The organism is Inquilinus ginsengisoli (assembly GCF_031453975.1).
GTDB classification, from domain to species: Bacteria; Pseudomonadota; Alphaproteobacteria; order DSM-16000; family Inquilinaceae; genus Inquilinus; species Inquilinus ginsengisoli_A.
Genome location: NZ_JAVDPW010000017.1, coordinates 1 through 13,082, shown reverse-complemented (window position 1 = coordinate 13,082; position 13,082 = coordinate 1). Strand labels below are relative to the sequence as shown.

At 70.1% G+C, this 13,082-nt stretch carries 14 protein-coding genes; 8 read left to right on the top strand and 6 right to left on the bottom strand.

What is annotated here, in order from left to right; genetic code table 11:
• Positions 1-63 precede the first annotated feature (63 nt).
• The 3 genes from rimM to rplS are packed head-to-tail and all read left to right on the top strand — an operon-like array spanning position 64 to position 1,835.
• Positions 64-621, top strand: a complete 558-nt coding sequence (gene rimM, locus E9232_RS33530; protein ID WP_309801632.1) for a ribosome maturation factor RimM — start codon at positions 64-66, stop codon at positions 619-621.
• Position 622: 1 nt separating this feature from the next.
• Positions 623-1,438 (top strand): tRNA (guanosine(37)-N1)-methyltransferase TrmD, encoded by an 816-nt coding sequence (gene trmD, locus E9232_RS33525; protein WP_309801631.1) that lies wholly within the window; start codon positions 623-625, stop codon positions 1,436-1,438.
• Positions 1,439-1,442: 4 nt separating this feature from the next.
• A complete protein-coding gene (rplS, locus tag E9232_RS33520) occupies positions 1,443-1,835 on the top strand; it encodes a 50S ribosomal protein L19 (RefSeq protein ID WP_309801630.1) in 393 nt (130 codons plus the stop codon).
• 70 nt (positions 1,836-1,905) lie between these two features.
• On the opposite strand, the gene E9232_RS33515 is transcribed toward rplS, so the two are convergent.
• Positions 1,906-2,952 (bottom strand): serine hydrolase domain-containing protein, encoded by a 1,047-nt coding sequence (locus E9232_RS33515; protein WP_309801629.1) that lies wholly within the window; start codon positions 2,950-2,952, stop codon positions 1,906-1,908.
• Positions 2,953-3,094: 142 nt separating this feature from the next.
• Here E9232_RS33515 and E9232_RS33510 point away from each other — a divergent pair, with 142 nt between their 5' ends.
• Positions 3,095-3,583, top strand: coding sequence for a DUF3280 domain-containing protein (locus tag E9232_RS33510; RefSeq protein WP_309801628.1), 489 nt, complete (start codon positions 3,095-3,097; stop codon positions 3,581-3,583).
• A 56-nt stretch (positions 3,584-3,639) separates the two neighbouring features.
• Here the strand turns inward: E9232_RS33510 and E9232_RS33505 are convergent, their stop codons facing one another.
• The 4 genes from E9232_RS33505 to E9232_RS33490 all read right to left on the bottom strand — a co-directional run bounded on the left by E9232_RS33505 (position 3,640) and on the right by E9232_RS33490 (position 7,970).
• Positions 3,640-4,752 (bottom strand): branched-chain amino acid ABC transporter substrate-binding protein, encoded by a 1,113-nt coding sequence (locus E9232_RS33505; protein ID WP_309801627.1) that lies wholly within the window; start codon positions 4,750-4,752, stop codon positions 3,640-3,642.
• A gap of 224 nt (positions 4,753-4,976) precedes the next feature.
• The gene (locus E9232_RS33500) at positions 4,977-5,999 is read right to left on the bottom strand and encodes an SIS domain-containing protein (RefSeq protein ID WP_309801626.1); all 1,023 of its coding nucleotides are present in this window, start codon (positions 5,997-5,999) and stop codon (positions 4,977-4,979) included.
• Positions 5,980-7,080, bottom strand: coding sequence for an N-acetylglucosamine-6-phosphate deacetylase (nagA, locus tag E9232_RS33495; protein WP_309801625.1), 1,101 nt, complete (start codon positions 7,078-7,080; stop codon positions 5,980-5,982). The genes E9232_RS33500 and nagA overlap by 20 nt, the downstream gene beginning before the upstream one ends.
• Positions 7,077-7,970: a glucosamine kinase nucleotide-binding domain-containing protein gene (locus E9232_RS33490; protein ID WP_309801624.1), complete on the bottom strand. Its 894-nt coding sequence runs from the start codon at positions 7,968-7,970 to the stop codon at positions 7,077-7,079. Before E9232_RS33490 ends, nagA begins: the two co-directional genes overlap by 4 nt.
• 200 nt (positions 7,971-8,170) lie before the next feature.
• On the opposite strand from E9232_RS33490, the gene E9232_RS33485 reads away from it, so the two are divergent.
• From E9232_RS33485 to cysQ, 4 genes are all read left to right on the top strand, one after another.
• Positions 8,171-9,016, top strand: coding sequence for a MurR/RpiR family transcriptional regulator (locus E9232_RS33485; protein ID WP_309801623.1), 846 nt, complete (start codon positions 8,171-8,173; stop codon positions 9,014-9,016).
• A 203-nt stretch (positions 9,017-9,219) separates the two neighbouring features.
• Positions 9,220-10,359, top strand: a complete 1,140-nt coding sequence (locus E9232_RS33480) for an acyltransferase family protein (protein ID WP_309801622.1) — start codon at positions 9,220-9,222, stop codon at positions 10,357-10,359.
• A gap of 115 nt (positions 10,360-10,474) precedes the next feature.
• The gene (locus tag E9232_RS33475; RefSeq protein WP_309801621.1) at positions 10,475-11,848 is read left to right on the top strand and encodes an aspartate aminotransferase family protein; all 1,374 of its coding nucleotides are present in this window, start codon (positions 10,475-10,477) and stop codon (positions 11,846-11,848) included.
• Positions 11,845-12,639, top strand: a complete 795-nt coding sequence (cysQ, locus tag E9232_RS33470; protein WP_309801619.1) for a 3'(2'),5'-bisphosphate nucleotidase CysQ — start codon at positions 11,845-11,847, stop codon at positions 12,637-12,639. The genes E9232_RS33475 and cysQ overlap by 4 nt, the downstream gene beginning before the upstream one ends.
• A gap of 62 nt (positions 12,640-12,701) precedes the next feature.
• On the opposite strand, the gene E9232_RS33465 is transcribed toward cysQ, so the two are convergent.
• A partial coding sequence (locus tag E9232_RS33465) for an IS30 family transposase (RefSeq protein ID WP_309801618.1) occupies positions 12,702-13,082 on the bottom strand: 381 nt, incomplete at its 5' end.

Below are 13,082 nucleotides of genomic sequence, written 5' to 3'. Positions count from 1 at the left end.
CGGTCAAGCCGTGGCATGACAGGAGTGGAAGGGCGGGGGAGGACCGCAATCGGAGCCTCCGCGATGTCCCAACCTGCCAAGGTCTGCGTCGGCCAGATCACCGGGGCGCACGGCGTCCGCGGCATGGTGAAGGTCAAGCCCTTCACCGCCGCGCCGGATGACCTGACCGCCTACGGCCCGGTCTCGGACGAGGCCGGCTCGCGCCGCTTCGCGCTGCATCTGCTGTCCTGGGCCAAGGACCATTGGATCGCGCGCATCGACGGCGTGGCCGACCGCGACGCGGCCCATGCCTTGCGCGGCGTGCGGCTCTATGTCGACCGCGCCGCCCTGCCGGAGCCGGAGGAGGACGAGTTCTACCATGCCGACCTGATCGGCCTGACGATGGAACTCGCCGACGGGTCGCGCTTCGGCACGATCCGCGCCGTCTTCGACTTCGGCGCCGGGGAGTTCCTGGAGGTCGCGCGGGCCGAGGGCGGCACCATCATGGTGCCGTTCACCCTGGCGGTGGTGCCGGTGGTCGACATCGCCGGCCGCCGCGTGGTGATCGACCCGCCGGTCGGGCTGCTGGAACCGGCGGAGCCGCCGCCGGCAGGCGAACCCGGCCCGGACGACCAGGTCTGAGATGGCCTGGACCGCCCGCATCCTGACGCTGTTCCCGGAGATGTTTCCGGGGCCGCTCGGCCAGTCCCTGGCCGGAAAAGCGCTGGCGCGGGGCGACTGGGCGCTGGAATCGGTGGACATTCGCGGTTTCGCGCGCGATAAGCACCGCTCGGTCGACGACGCCCCCTTCGGGGGCGGCGCCGGCATGGTCATGCTTCCCCAGGTTCTCGACACCGCCATCCAGGCGGTGCGGCGGCCGGGGGAGCGGTTGATCTATCTGAGCCCCCGCGGCCGGCTGCTGGATCAGGCGCTGGTGCGGGAGTTGGCGGCGGAACAGGCGATCGTCCTGCTCTGCGGCCGCTACGAAGGGGTCGACCAGCGGCTTCTCGACGCGCAAGGCGCGGAGGAGGTCAGCCTGGGCGATTTCATCCTGTCCGGCGGCGAAGTCGCCGCGCTGGCCCTGATCGATGCCGTGGTGCGCTTGCTCCCCGGCGTCATGGGCAACGCGGACAGCGCCGGGGAGGAGAGTTTCGGGGACGAGTTCGGGGCGGGGCTCCTGGAGTATCCGCACTATACCCGGCCGGCCCTGTGGACAGGCGTTGACGGCGCACCGCGCGCGGTGCCGGAGATCCTGGTCTCCGGCGATCACGGCAAGGTGCGGCGCTGGCGCCTGGACCAGGCGGAAAGCATCACCCGGGAGCGACGCCCGGACCTCTGGCAGCGATACCTCGCCGCGCATCCCGAGAGGGAGCAGGGCGGCGGGAGCCACGTCCGAAAGCGCCCGGGCCGAGATCGCCAAGCGATTGGCGAAGCGACACCAATGAACAAGAAGGACTAGAGCCATGAACATCATCCAGACGATCGAGCAGGAGCAGATCGAGAAGCTCACCGCCGACCGCAAGGTCCCGGACTTCCAGCCCGGCGACACGGTCAAGGTCAACGTCAAGGTCATCGAAGGCACGCGCGAGCGCGTGCAGGCCTATGAGGGCGTTTGCATCGGCCGCAAGAACGCCGGCCTGAACAGCCACTTCACCGTGCGCAAGATCAGCTATGGCGAGGGCGTCGAGCGCGTCTTCCCGCTGTACAGCCCGCGCATCGACTCGATCGAGGTCGTGCGTCGCGGTGCCGTCCGCCGCGCCAAGCTCTATTACCTCCGTGACCGCCGCGGCAAGGCCGCCCGCATCACCGAGCGTCGCGACAACAAGCCCCAGGAGCAGGGCAAGGAAAAGGCGTAAGCCTCATCCTCGGCAAGGTTTCGAAGGGCCGGTGCATTGCATCGGCCCTTTTTCGTTGTCCGGTACCAGCCTAGATCGCCGGCTTCCCGGCCGCTTCCGCCGCCGCCACGATACCGTCGGCCAGCAGCCCGTGCAGGTCCTGGACGTAGCCGTCGTTCGACGGCGCCGCCGGGTTCGAGGTCATGACCACGGTCAGGCCCAGATCGGGCACGACATAGAGCATCTGGCCGCCGAAGCCCCAGGCGTAATAGACCGGATGGCCGCGCGCCGCGGTGATGAACCAGCCATAGCCATAGGCATGGCCGGTGTGGGGCGACCGGGTGCGGGGCGTCCACGAAGCCTGCACCCAGCCCTGCGGCAGCACCCGGCGGCCGCCGACCATGCCGTCATGCCGGTACAGCTCGCCCAGGCGCAGCAGGGCGCGGGGCGACAGCCGCATGTCGTTGCCGCCGACATAGATGCCCTGGGGGTCGCGCGGCCAGGCCGGGATGGCGATGCCCAGCGGGCCGCCCAGCCAGTCGCGCATCAGCGCCAGGGTGCTGCGGCCGGTGACCCGGGTCAGTGCCGCCGACAGCAGGTGGGTGTCGCCGGTCGAATACAGCATGCCCCCGCCGGGCTGGTCGACGAAGGGCCGGGCCAGGATGTAGCGCACCCAGTCCGCGCTTTGCGTCCAGCGGCTGTAGTTGGGACCGGAGGTGCGGTCCAGCCCGGCCCGCATCGACAGCAGATGGTCGATGGTGATGCGGCCCAGCAGCGGATCCGGCGTGGGCGGCAGGAAGCCGGCGAAGATCGGGGCGATCGGCTGGTCGACGTCGGTGAAGACGCGGTGCTCGATGGCGATGCCGACCAGCGCCGACATCACCGTCTTCGAAGCCGACTTGATGTTGACCGGCTGGTCCAGCCCCGGCCCGTGGAAGGCGCGCTCGACCACCGTCACCCCGTCATGGGCGATGATCAGCGCATGCAGCCGCGGCAGCGCCGCCGCCCGCTGCAGCACCGAGCCCAGCAGGGTGGGGTCGAGGCCGGGGCTGGCCTCCTTCGGCGTCGGCGCGGAGGCGGACTGGGCCGCGGCCGGGCCCGCCGCGGCCAGGGCCAAGCCGGCGGCGAGGGCGAGCAAAAGCGATCTGGGGGAGGGCGGCATCACGCCGATGTAAGGCGGGCGCGGCGTGGCGTAAAGACCGCGCCTCGTCCGTAAGTCGCGTTTCCGATGCCGCAGCCGCGGCCTAGGCTGGTCCGGTCGCAAAGGCGGAGGGCCGGGGATGGTACTGCGGTGGCTGCTGCTGATCGTCGTCCTGGCCGCCGGGCCGGCCGGGGCGCAGACGCCGGCGACCGTGGCGGTGTTCCCGTTCGAGCTGGCCGACACCAGCGGCGAGGCGGCGTCGCCCGATCACGGCGCGCGTATCGCACTGGCCACCGCGCAGTTGGCCCGCAAGCTGGAGCAGTCCGGCCGCTATCGTCCGGTCGACCTCGCGCCTCTCGCCGCCGAGGTCGCGGCGACCGCGCCGCGATACGGCTGCGGCGGCTGCTGGCTGGATGTGGCGCGGAAAAGCGGGGCGGAGCTGGCGGTGCTGCCCACGGTGCACAAGGTCTCCACCCTGATCTCGACGATGGATCTCCGGATTGCCGACCTGCGCAGTGGGCAGTACGTGGCCCATGTCCAGGGCCAGATTCGAGGCGACACAGACACGGCATGGCTGCGCGGCGTCGACTTCCTGGTCGACGAACGGCTGCTGCGGCAGAAGCCGTAGAAAAGGGGCCGGCACAAGGCCGGCCCCTGGGTCTCCGCAGCGATCGAGACTGCTGCTTACTTCGCCGGCTCGAAGGCCGTGCCGACGCGGCGGAACAGGGAGTAGTCGGATTTGATGCGGTCGCCCTTCGCGTCATAGGCGATGTCGCCGATCACGGTCTTGTAGCTGCTGCCGTCATGCATCGCGGCCGCAACCTTCGCGGGGTCGGTCGAGCCGGCCTTCTTCGCCGCCTCGGCCCAGACCTGGACCGCGGCGTAGGCGTAGAGGGTGTAGCCGGCCGGGTCGATGTTTTTGGCCTTCAGCGATGCGACCACGTCCTTGGCCGCCGGGTTGTTCTCCGGCAGCTGGTCGACGGTGAGCAGCACGCCCTCGCCGGCCGGGCCGACGATCGACCAGAAATCCTGGGCGTAGAGGCCGTCGCCGGAGATGAACTGCGCCTTCAGCCCCTGGTCGCGCATCTGCCGCAGCAGCAGCCCGGCCTCGTTGTACAGGCCGCCGTAATAGACGACGTCGATATTGCCGGCCTTCAGCTTCGAGATGGTCGCGGAGTAGTCGAGCTCGCCCGGCGTGATTGTCTCATAGGCCGCTTCCTTGACCCCGGCGGCGTTGACCGCCGCCTTGGTGGCGTCGGCCAGGCCCTTGCCGTAGGTGGTCGCATCCTGGACGAAGGCGATCTTCTTGTCCTTGAAGTGCGCGGCGATGTAGGCGCCGGCCACGTTGCCCTGCTGGTCGTCGCGGACGACGGTGCGGAACACCGTCTTGTAGCCCTTCTCGGTCAGGTCCACGGCGGTGGCCGACGGCGTGATCATGATCACGCCTTCCTCGTCATAGACCGCGGCGGCGGCGACGGTCGAACCCGACAGCGTGTGGCCGATCACGGCGGCCACCTTGTCATTGACCATCTGGTTGGCCACCTGCACCGCCTGGCGCGGGTCGCCGGCATCGTCGCCGAACACCACCTTGATCTTCTCGCCGTTGACCCCGCCGGCGGCGTTGATCGCCTCGACCGCGGCTTCGACGCCACGGCGCTCCTGCAGGCCATAGGGCGCATTGCCGCCGCTCAGCACGAAGCCGGCGCCGATGGTCACGTCGGCCCAGGCGGCCGACCCGCCCAGGATCGTGGTCAGCGCCAGAATCGAGGCGAACGTCCCGCTGCGGACTCTGCTCATGCGAATCTCCCCACTTCGATATCGGCGGGCCGGATGCCCGCGCTTTGGGCAGAAGGTAAAGCGATTGCGGGTCCGGCGTGAATCACTTTGTTACAAAGCCGGATTTTCGCCCCGTTCCGCTTCGTTTCCCATCCGCCGGCGAGGCGGCGGGGCCAAAAAATATCCCGGATCGGCCCTGGTGGGCCGTCCGGGATGATCAGCGGGATCCGGGCCGAATCGGTGGGTCAGACCGTCTCGGTCACCTTGCTCAGGTTGCGCGGCGCGTCGGGCGACAGGCCGCGGGCCACCGACAGGCTGGCGACGAAGGGATAGAACGCGCCGATCGCCAGGATCGGGTCCAGCGCCGGGTGCAGCGGCGGCGGCAGCGGCAGGGTGGCGCCCTCGACCCCCGGCGCGCCGGCCAGCAGCACGTTGGCGCCGAGGCCGCGGAACTCCGCCGCCATCTTCAGCACGCTGTCCCGCCCGCCGTCGTTGGGGGCATAGGCCAGCACGGGGTAGCCGGCTTCGACCAGCGCCTTCGGTCCGTGCATGATCTCGGCCGCGCTCATCGCCTCGGCCTGCAGGATGCAGGTCTCCTTGAACTTCAGCGCGCTCTCCTGGGCGACGCCCAGGTTCAGGCCGCGCCCCGCCACCATCATCCGGTCGGCCTTGACCAGGGTCTCGACCGCAGCCGACCAGTCGCAGCGCGTCGCCGCTTCCAGCGCCTCGGGCAGCCGCTGCAGCGCGGCCTTCAACTCGGCATCCTCGGCCCATTCGGCGACCAGCCGCGCGGCCGCCACCAGGCTGGCGATGTAGGATTTGGTCGCGGCCACCGCCCGTTCATGCCCGGCATGCTGGTCCAGCACGATCTCGGCGGCCTGGGCCGCCGGGCTGTCGGTCGAATTCAGGATCGCGATGGTCAGCGCCCCGCGCTCGCGGGCGCGGCGCAGCGGCGTCACCAGATCGGGGCTGCGGCCGGACTGCGACACGGCGATGGCAACGCTGCCCTTCAGGTCCAGGTCGCTGTGCCCCAGCGTCTCGAGCGAGGGTGGCAGCGAGGCGGTGACGACGCCGAGCCGGCTGCCGAGCAGGTAGGCGGCATAGGTGGCGGCGTGGTCGGAGCTGCCACGTGCGATGGTGACGCCGAAGCGCGGCCGGGTGGCGCGCAGCCGGACGGCCAGGTCGCGATAGAGGTCGCCGTCGGCCGCGAGCAGCTCGGCGATGCGGGCGGGCGCCTCGCGCGCCTCCTCAAGCATGATCGAGGTCAATGGACTCTCCTTCGACATGGACGCTGCGGATCTTCAGATCGGCGTCGAGAACAACGATGTCCGCCCAGGCGCCGGGCGTCAGGCGGCCGCGGTCGGCCAAGCCGAGATAGTCGGCGGCCAGCGTGGCGGTGCGGCGCGACGCCTCCTCCGGCGCCAGGCCGATCGAGACCAGGTTGGCGAAGGCCTGGTCCATAGTCAGGCAGCTGCCGGCCAGGGTGCCGTCATCCAGCCGCACGCCGTTGCCGCATTTGCGCACGGTGTAGCGGCCCAGCCGGTAGTCGCCGTCCGGCATGCCGGAGGCGGCGGTGGCGTCGGTGACGGCGTAGAGCGACGGGATCGCCCGCAGCGCCGCCCGGATCGCGCCGGGATGGACGTGCAGCAGGTCGGGGATCAGCTCGGCATGCTCGGCATGGGCCAGGGCGGCGCCGACGATGCCGGGCGCCCGGTGATGCAGCCCGGTCATGGCGTTGAACATGTGGGTGACGCCGTCGACGCCGCGGGCGAAGGCCTCGGCCGCCGTCTCGTAGTCGCAGGAGGAATGGCCCAGCTGCACCCGGATGTCGCGCGCCGCCAGGAAGGCCTGCAGGCTGCCGTCGGGATCGGCCTCCGGCGCCCAGGTGATGACCCGGATGTCGGCGCGGTCGCAGAACTGGGCCATCAGGGCGAGGTCGGCCGGGATGGCATAGGGCGGCTGGGCGCCCAGCCGGTCGGGGCTGATGAAGGGGCCTTCCAGATGCACGCCCAGCACCCGCGCCTCGTTCGGGCGTCGGCCGGCGACGACCCGGCTGGCGCCGTCCAGCGCCGGCCCGATCTCCTCGACCGGGGAGGTCATGGTGGTGGCCAGCAGCGCAGTGGTGCCGTGCCGGGCATGGGTGCGGGCCAGGGTGCGGACCGACTCCTCGCCCTCCATCGCGTCGCCGCCGCCGCCGCCATGGCAGTGCAGGTCGATGAAGCCCGGGATCACCAGCGGGCCTTCGAGCCCCGGAACCGGCTCGACGCTGCGGATATGGGTGTCGAAATGCAGCCGGCCGGCGACCCAGCCGTCGGGCGTCAGGATGCGGCCTTCCAGGATCTTGCTCATGCGTCGCTCCAGGCTTCGCCGGGGGCCAGGGACCGGGCCAGCAGCACCGCGCCGTCGCGGGCGTCGCCCTGCGGCGGGCGCAGCCGGGCCGTGATCGCCGGGTCCATGTAGGGGCGCAGCGGTGCCGCCAGACTGCCGCCGGCGCAGAAGGGCAGGACGCCGTCGGGGTCCAGGGCGCGGGCCAGCCGGTCGACCTCGCGCCCCGCGGCCCGCATCAGCCGGACCGCGGCGGGGTCGCCCTGCTCGGCCAGCCGCACCACGATCGGCGCCAGGGTGGCGTATTTGGTCGAGGGCGCCTGGTAGGTCCAGGACAGCAGCTCGGGGGCGGTGGCGCCGCAGGTCTCGTACATCGCCCGGTGCAGGGCCGAGCCACCTGACGGCTCGACATTACGACCATCCAGCAGCTGCAGCGCCTCGCCCAGTGCCTTGAGGCCGAGCCAGGCGCCGCTGCCCTCGTCGCCGACCGGGAAGCCCCAGCCGCCGACCTGGCGGGTGCCGCCATCGGCGAACAGGGCGCTGCCGACCGTGCCGGTGCCCAGCGCGATCGCGGCGCCGGGCCGGCCGGCATGGGCGCCCAGCGTCGTGGCATGGGCGTCGGAGCACAGGCGCAGCCTGGCGAAACCGGGGGCCTTGGCGCGGAAATCGGCGCGCTTTTCCGGCCGGCCGGTGCCGGCCAGTCCGCAGGCGACGGTGGTGTCGGGGTGATCCGCCTCGGCGATGCCGGCGGCGGCCAGCGCGATCCGGATCTGCGCCCAGGCGGCGTCGACGCCCAGCGTCAGGCTCGACGGGCCGGCCGTGCCCTCGCCGAGGATGCGGCCGTCCGGATCGACGGCGCGAAGCCTGGTGCCGGTCGCGCCGCCGTCGACGCCGATATGGATGCGTGTCGCCATGCCCTGGTCCCGGTGATGGTGGCGCGGGACGCTAGCAAGCCGTGCCGGCCGCGTCAGCCCGCTCGTGTCTCGCGCCGACTGGTCTATACCACCTCTCCGATGGCCCGGCCATGGCGAATGGCGGTTTCCCGCGTAGGGATTCCGGGATTATTGTTCCAGGAGTTGGAACATTTGGAACGGGGTCGCTGCGCATGGCGGGGATGGATGCGGACATGGTCGAGGCGGCGCCGGACAGTTTCGAGGCGCTGCGGGCGGCGATCGCGGCCCGTTATCCCGGTCTCAGCAAGCGGCTCAAGACCATCGCCGAATTCGCCCTGGCCCATCCCGACGTGATCGCGCTGGAGACGGTGGCGGTGATCGCCGCCCGGGCCGACGTCCAGCCTTCGGCCCTGGTGCGCTTCGCCCAGGCGCTGGGCTTCGATGGCTTCTCCGAGATGCAGCGCCTGTTCCGGGCCCAGCTGGTCGAACGGATGCCCAGCTACGACGTCCGCATCCGCACCCTCGACGCCCGCTTCGGCGAGGCGGAGACGGAATCTGGTCCGCTCAACGCCTTCATCGACACATCGATCGGCGCGCTGGAGCGGCTGCGCGGCGATGTCGACCCGGTGATGTTCGCCCGGGCGGTCGACATCCTGGCCCAGGCGGACTGCATCCACTTGGCGGCGCAGCGCCGGTCCTTCCCGATCGCGGTCTACATGTCCTATCTGCTGGCCCAGCTTGATCGGCCGGTCCACCTGCTCGACAATTTCGGCGGCATGCTGGCGGAGCAGGCGCGGGCGATCCGCCCCGGCGACGCGCTGTTCGTCGTCACCTTCCGCAGCTACGCCCCCGATGTGCAGGAGGTGGCGCGCCGGGCCCGAGCCGCCGGCGTGCCGATCGTTGCCATCACCGACAGCGACCTCAGCCCGGTCTACCCGATCGCCGATGCCTGCTTCGTGGTGCATGAAGGCGAGATCGACTCCTTCCGCTCGCTGTCGGCCACTCCTTGCTTGGCCCTGACTCTGGCCGTCGCCCTCGGCCGCCGGCACGAGGCGCATGAGGGCTGAGACGGCCGGGCCCTCCGTCCTTCGGGTAGTCCTCCTCGCCTTGTGGCCGCCTTGATCAACAATCGTGTCGTGCCGGATGCTTGATCGACCAGCCACGTATGTCGACGCGCATGGCTGCGGGGCGGGGCCACGTCGCCTGCAGAAGAGGGTCGACGCGATGCCGGTCGTCCGCAGCGACGGCGCCGGACGCCATGGAGGCCCGCTTGCGGACACTGCAGAAGGCGATGGAGCCGCGGCAGAACAACTTCCATCTGTGCCGCATGATCGGTGCGCTGTTCATCATTTTCGTCCATTCGATCGAGATCAGCGGTCTGAAACCCTATTATCAACAGTACGATCCTGCTTTCGTGGCGACACTGATCCTGATGGGCAAGAACGCGCTGAGGCTGTTCTTCCTGTTCAGCGGCATCATGGTGGCGATGAGCCTGGAGAAGCGAGCCTCGCTCAGCGCTTACGCCGCGGCCCGGGCAATGCGGATTTTCCCGCCGCTGCTGCTGTTCTCCGCCATCATGGTCTTCGTGATCGGGCCGCTTATGACCAACCTGCCGGTCCTTGGCTATTTCAGCCGGCTGGACACGTGGCTCTTCTTGCCGAAGGCCGCGAGCGGGCTGTTCGTGCCCGACCTGCCTGGCGTGTTCGAGACCGCTCCGTACCCGATCCTGGTCAATCCGTCGTTGTGGACGCTGCTCTACGAGATCCTCTGCTATATTGTGCTGGCGCTGCTGTGGGCTGCCGGATGGCTGCACCCGCGGCGACTGCCGCTGACATTGACCGCCGTTGCCGGTCTCTATCTCACCGTCACCTTCGGCACGAACGCGCGCCTGATCGTCCCCGTCGACGCCATGGCCGGCTTCGGTATCAGCTTCATGATCGGCGTCGCGCTCTATCACTACCGCCGCTGGATTCCGCTGTCCCTCTGGCTGGTCACAGTGTTCGGCGGCCTGACCGTGCTGGTGCGGGGCACGGCGTGGGCGGAGCTGACCTCGATCCTGGCCTGCGCCATGGGCGCGCTTTGGCTCGCTCTGGTTCCGAAAGGCCGGATTCTTGGCTATGGTCGGGTCGGCGAGCTGTCCTATGCCACCTATATCTGGCACTGGCCACTCGGCCAGATCCTGGCCAGCCTGTGGCCCGGGCTGTTGTGGCCGCAGCTCTTCCCACTGATGGTGCTTGTCACTCTGCCGGTGGCCTACCTGTCCTGGATGGCGGTGGAACTGCCGGCGTTGCGCCGCGTCTCGGCGGCCGCGGTTGTGATCCGCCGGATTGCCGAGACGCTGCGGCTGGTGTCGCCGCGTCTGCCGGCGGCGACGGATTTGGCGATCTCGCCGGGCGGCAACCCCCCCTAGCGGCCGCCGTGGCGTCCCCGCGCCTTTCCCCTGCCATGCGCGAAACGCCCGGGACGGATGCCTTACCTTTCGGTAACCATGGCGGACACCAACGAACAGCCGGAGGACGCCGCCCGTGATCCCCAATTCCACCGCCGCGCGCGACGTCGCCTATCTCTTGCATCCCTACACCAATCTCAGCGCCCATCGCGAGAGCGGGCCGCTGGTGATCAGCCGCGGCAAGGGCATCCACGTCTATGACGAGGAGGGGCGCGAATATATCGAAGGCCTGGCCGGGCTGTGGTGCGCCGGGCTCGGCTTCGACCAGGAGCGGCTGGTCGAGGCGGCGTCGCGGCAGATGCGGCAGTTGCCCTTCTACCACGCCTTCGGCGGCAAAGTGCCGGACGTGCTGGTCGACCTAGCCGAGGCGCTGATGGCGATCGCGCCGAAGCCGCTGGAGCGCGCCCTGTTCGTCAATTCCGGATCCGAGGCCAACGACCTCGCGGTCAAGATCGCCTGGTACGTCAACAACGCGCTGGGCCGGCCGGAGAAGAAGAAGATCATCGCCCGGCGCAAGGCCTATCACGGCGTCACCGTGATGTCGGGCAGCCTGACCGGCCTGGCCTATGCCCAGGATGGGTTCGACCTGCCGGTCAGCCGGGTGGTGCATGTCGACACCCCGCACCACTATCACGGCGCCGAACCGGACGAGAGCGAAGAGGATTACGCCACCCGCCTCGCCGAACAGCTGGAGGCCACGATCCAGGCCGAGGGGCCGGAGACGGTGGCCGCCTTCATCGCCGAGCCGGTGATGGGCGCAGGCGGCGTGATCGTGCCGCCGCGGACCTATTTCGAGAAGGTGCAGGCGGTGCTGCGCCGCCACGACGTTCTGTTCATCGCCGATGAGGTGATCTGCGGTTTCGGCCGCACCGGCAACTGGTTCGGCTGCGACACCTTCGGCATCCGCCCTGACATCATGACCGTGGCCAAGCAGCTGTCGGCCGGGTTCCTGCCGATCGCGGCGACGCTGGTCTCGGGCCCGGTCTATGAGGCGTTGGTGGCCGGCAGCGACAAGCACGGCATGTTCGGCCACGGCAACACCTATGGCGGCCATCCGGTCGCGGCGGCGGTGGCGCTGGAGACCTTGAAGATCTACCACGAGATGGACATCGTCGGCCGGGTCCGGCGCGTCGGCACGGCGCTGCAGGAGGGGCTGCGCCGCTACATCGATCATCCGCTGGTCGGCGAGGTGCGCGGCCTGGGCCTGATCGCCGGGGTCGAGCTGGTGGCCGACAAGGCCTCCCGGACCAATTTCGACAAGGCCCGCGGCATCGGCGCCGGGCTGGTCCGTCGGGCCCAGGCGCACGGCCTGCTGACCCGGGCCATGCCGGGCGACCTTATCGGCTTCTGTCCGCCGATGATCATCGACGAGGCCGGGGTGGCGGAGATGCTGCGCCGCTTCGACGTGGCGCTGGAGGAAAGCTGGTCGGCGCTGCGCGAGGCGGCATGACCGACAGGCAAGCCCTGCCGCCAGACTTGCCGCCGATCGAGGCGTTGGTCGACCTCGCCCGCCGCGCCGGGCAGGTGGTGCTCGAGATCTACAACGGGTTCGACGGCGCCAGCATCCGCAAGCAGGACGGCAGCCCGGTCACCGCCGCCGACCATGCGGCGGAGGCGCTGATCGTGCCGGAGCTGCGGGCCCTGATGCCGGGCGTGCCTGTGGTGGCCGAGGAGCAATGCGCCGCCCAGGGCGTTCCGCCCACGGCCAAGTGCTTCTGGCTGGTCGACCCGGTCGACGGCACCAAGGAGTTCCTGCGCCGCAACGGCGAGTTCACGGTCAACATCGCGCTGGTCGTGGACGGTGTGCCGGTGCTCGGCGTGGTCGAGGCGCCGGCCTTCGACCGGCGCTTCTGGGCGGCCGGCGGCGAGGCGTGGCAGCAACAGGGCGATGCGGCGCCGCAACGGATCGCCGTCCGTCCCCCGCCGGAGGGTGGGATGGTGGTGCTGACCAGCCGGTCGCACCGGGACGACCCCCGGCTGGACGCGGCGCTGGCCGACCGCCATGTCGCCGAGCGACGGGTGCTCGGCAGTTCCTTGAAGATCGTGCTGATCGCGGCGGGGGAGGCGGATCTCTATCTCCGCTTCGGCCCGACCATGGAATGGGACACCGCGGCGGCCGATGCCGTGCTGCACGCCGCCGGCGGCCGGATCGACGATCCCCTGACCGGGCATCCGCTGGCCTATGCCAAGCCCGGCTTCGCCAATGCCGGCTTCATCGCCCGAGGGGCCGCGGCGGCCTGAGAGCGCGCGCCTTGCGGGTTACTCCCGCACAGGCAAGACCTTGCCGAACCTCACCGTTCCTGTCATCCCCGCGGAAGTGGGGATGTGGACTCACATTTGAAGTGCAACAGTGAGGAGAAGACCTCGGCAGGTGTGCGGAAGTCCAGGCATTGCCGAGGGGTGTGGTTGTAGCGTCTGGCGATGCGGATGAGATCGAGGGGCTGGAGGCCGGAGAGATCGGTTCGCCTTGGCAGGTCTCGTCGCAGTCGTCCGATGGCGTTTTCGATGCCGCCTTTCTGCCAGGGTGCGTGCGGATCGCAGAAGAAGGTCTGGATGTCGAGCAGGTCGCGCAGGCGATGGTGAAGGGCGAATTCGGTGCCGTTGTCGAAGGTGATGGTCAGTCGCAGCGCGAGCGGCAGGTCGACCAGCAAGGCGTGGAGGGTATCGGCCAGAGGGCTTGCGGC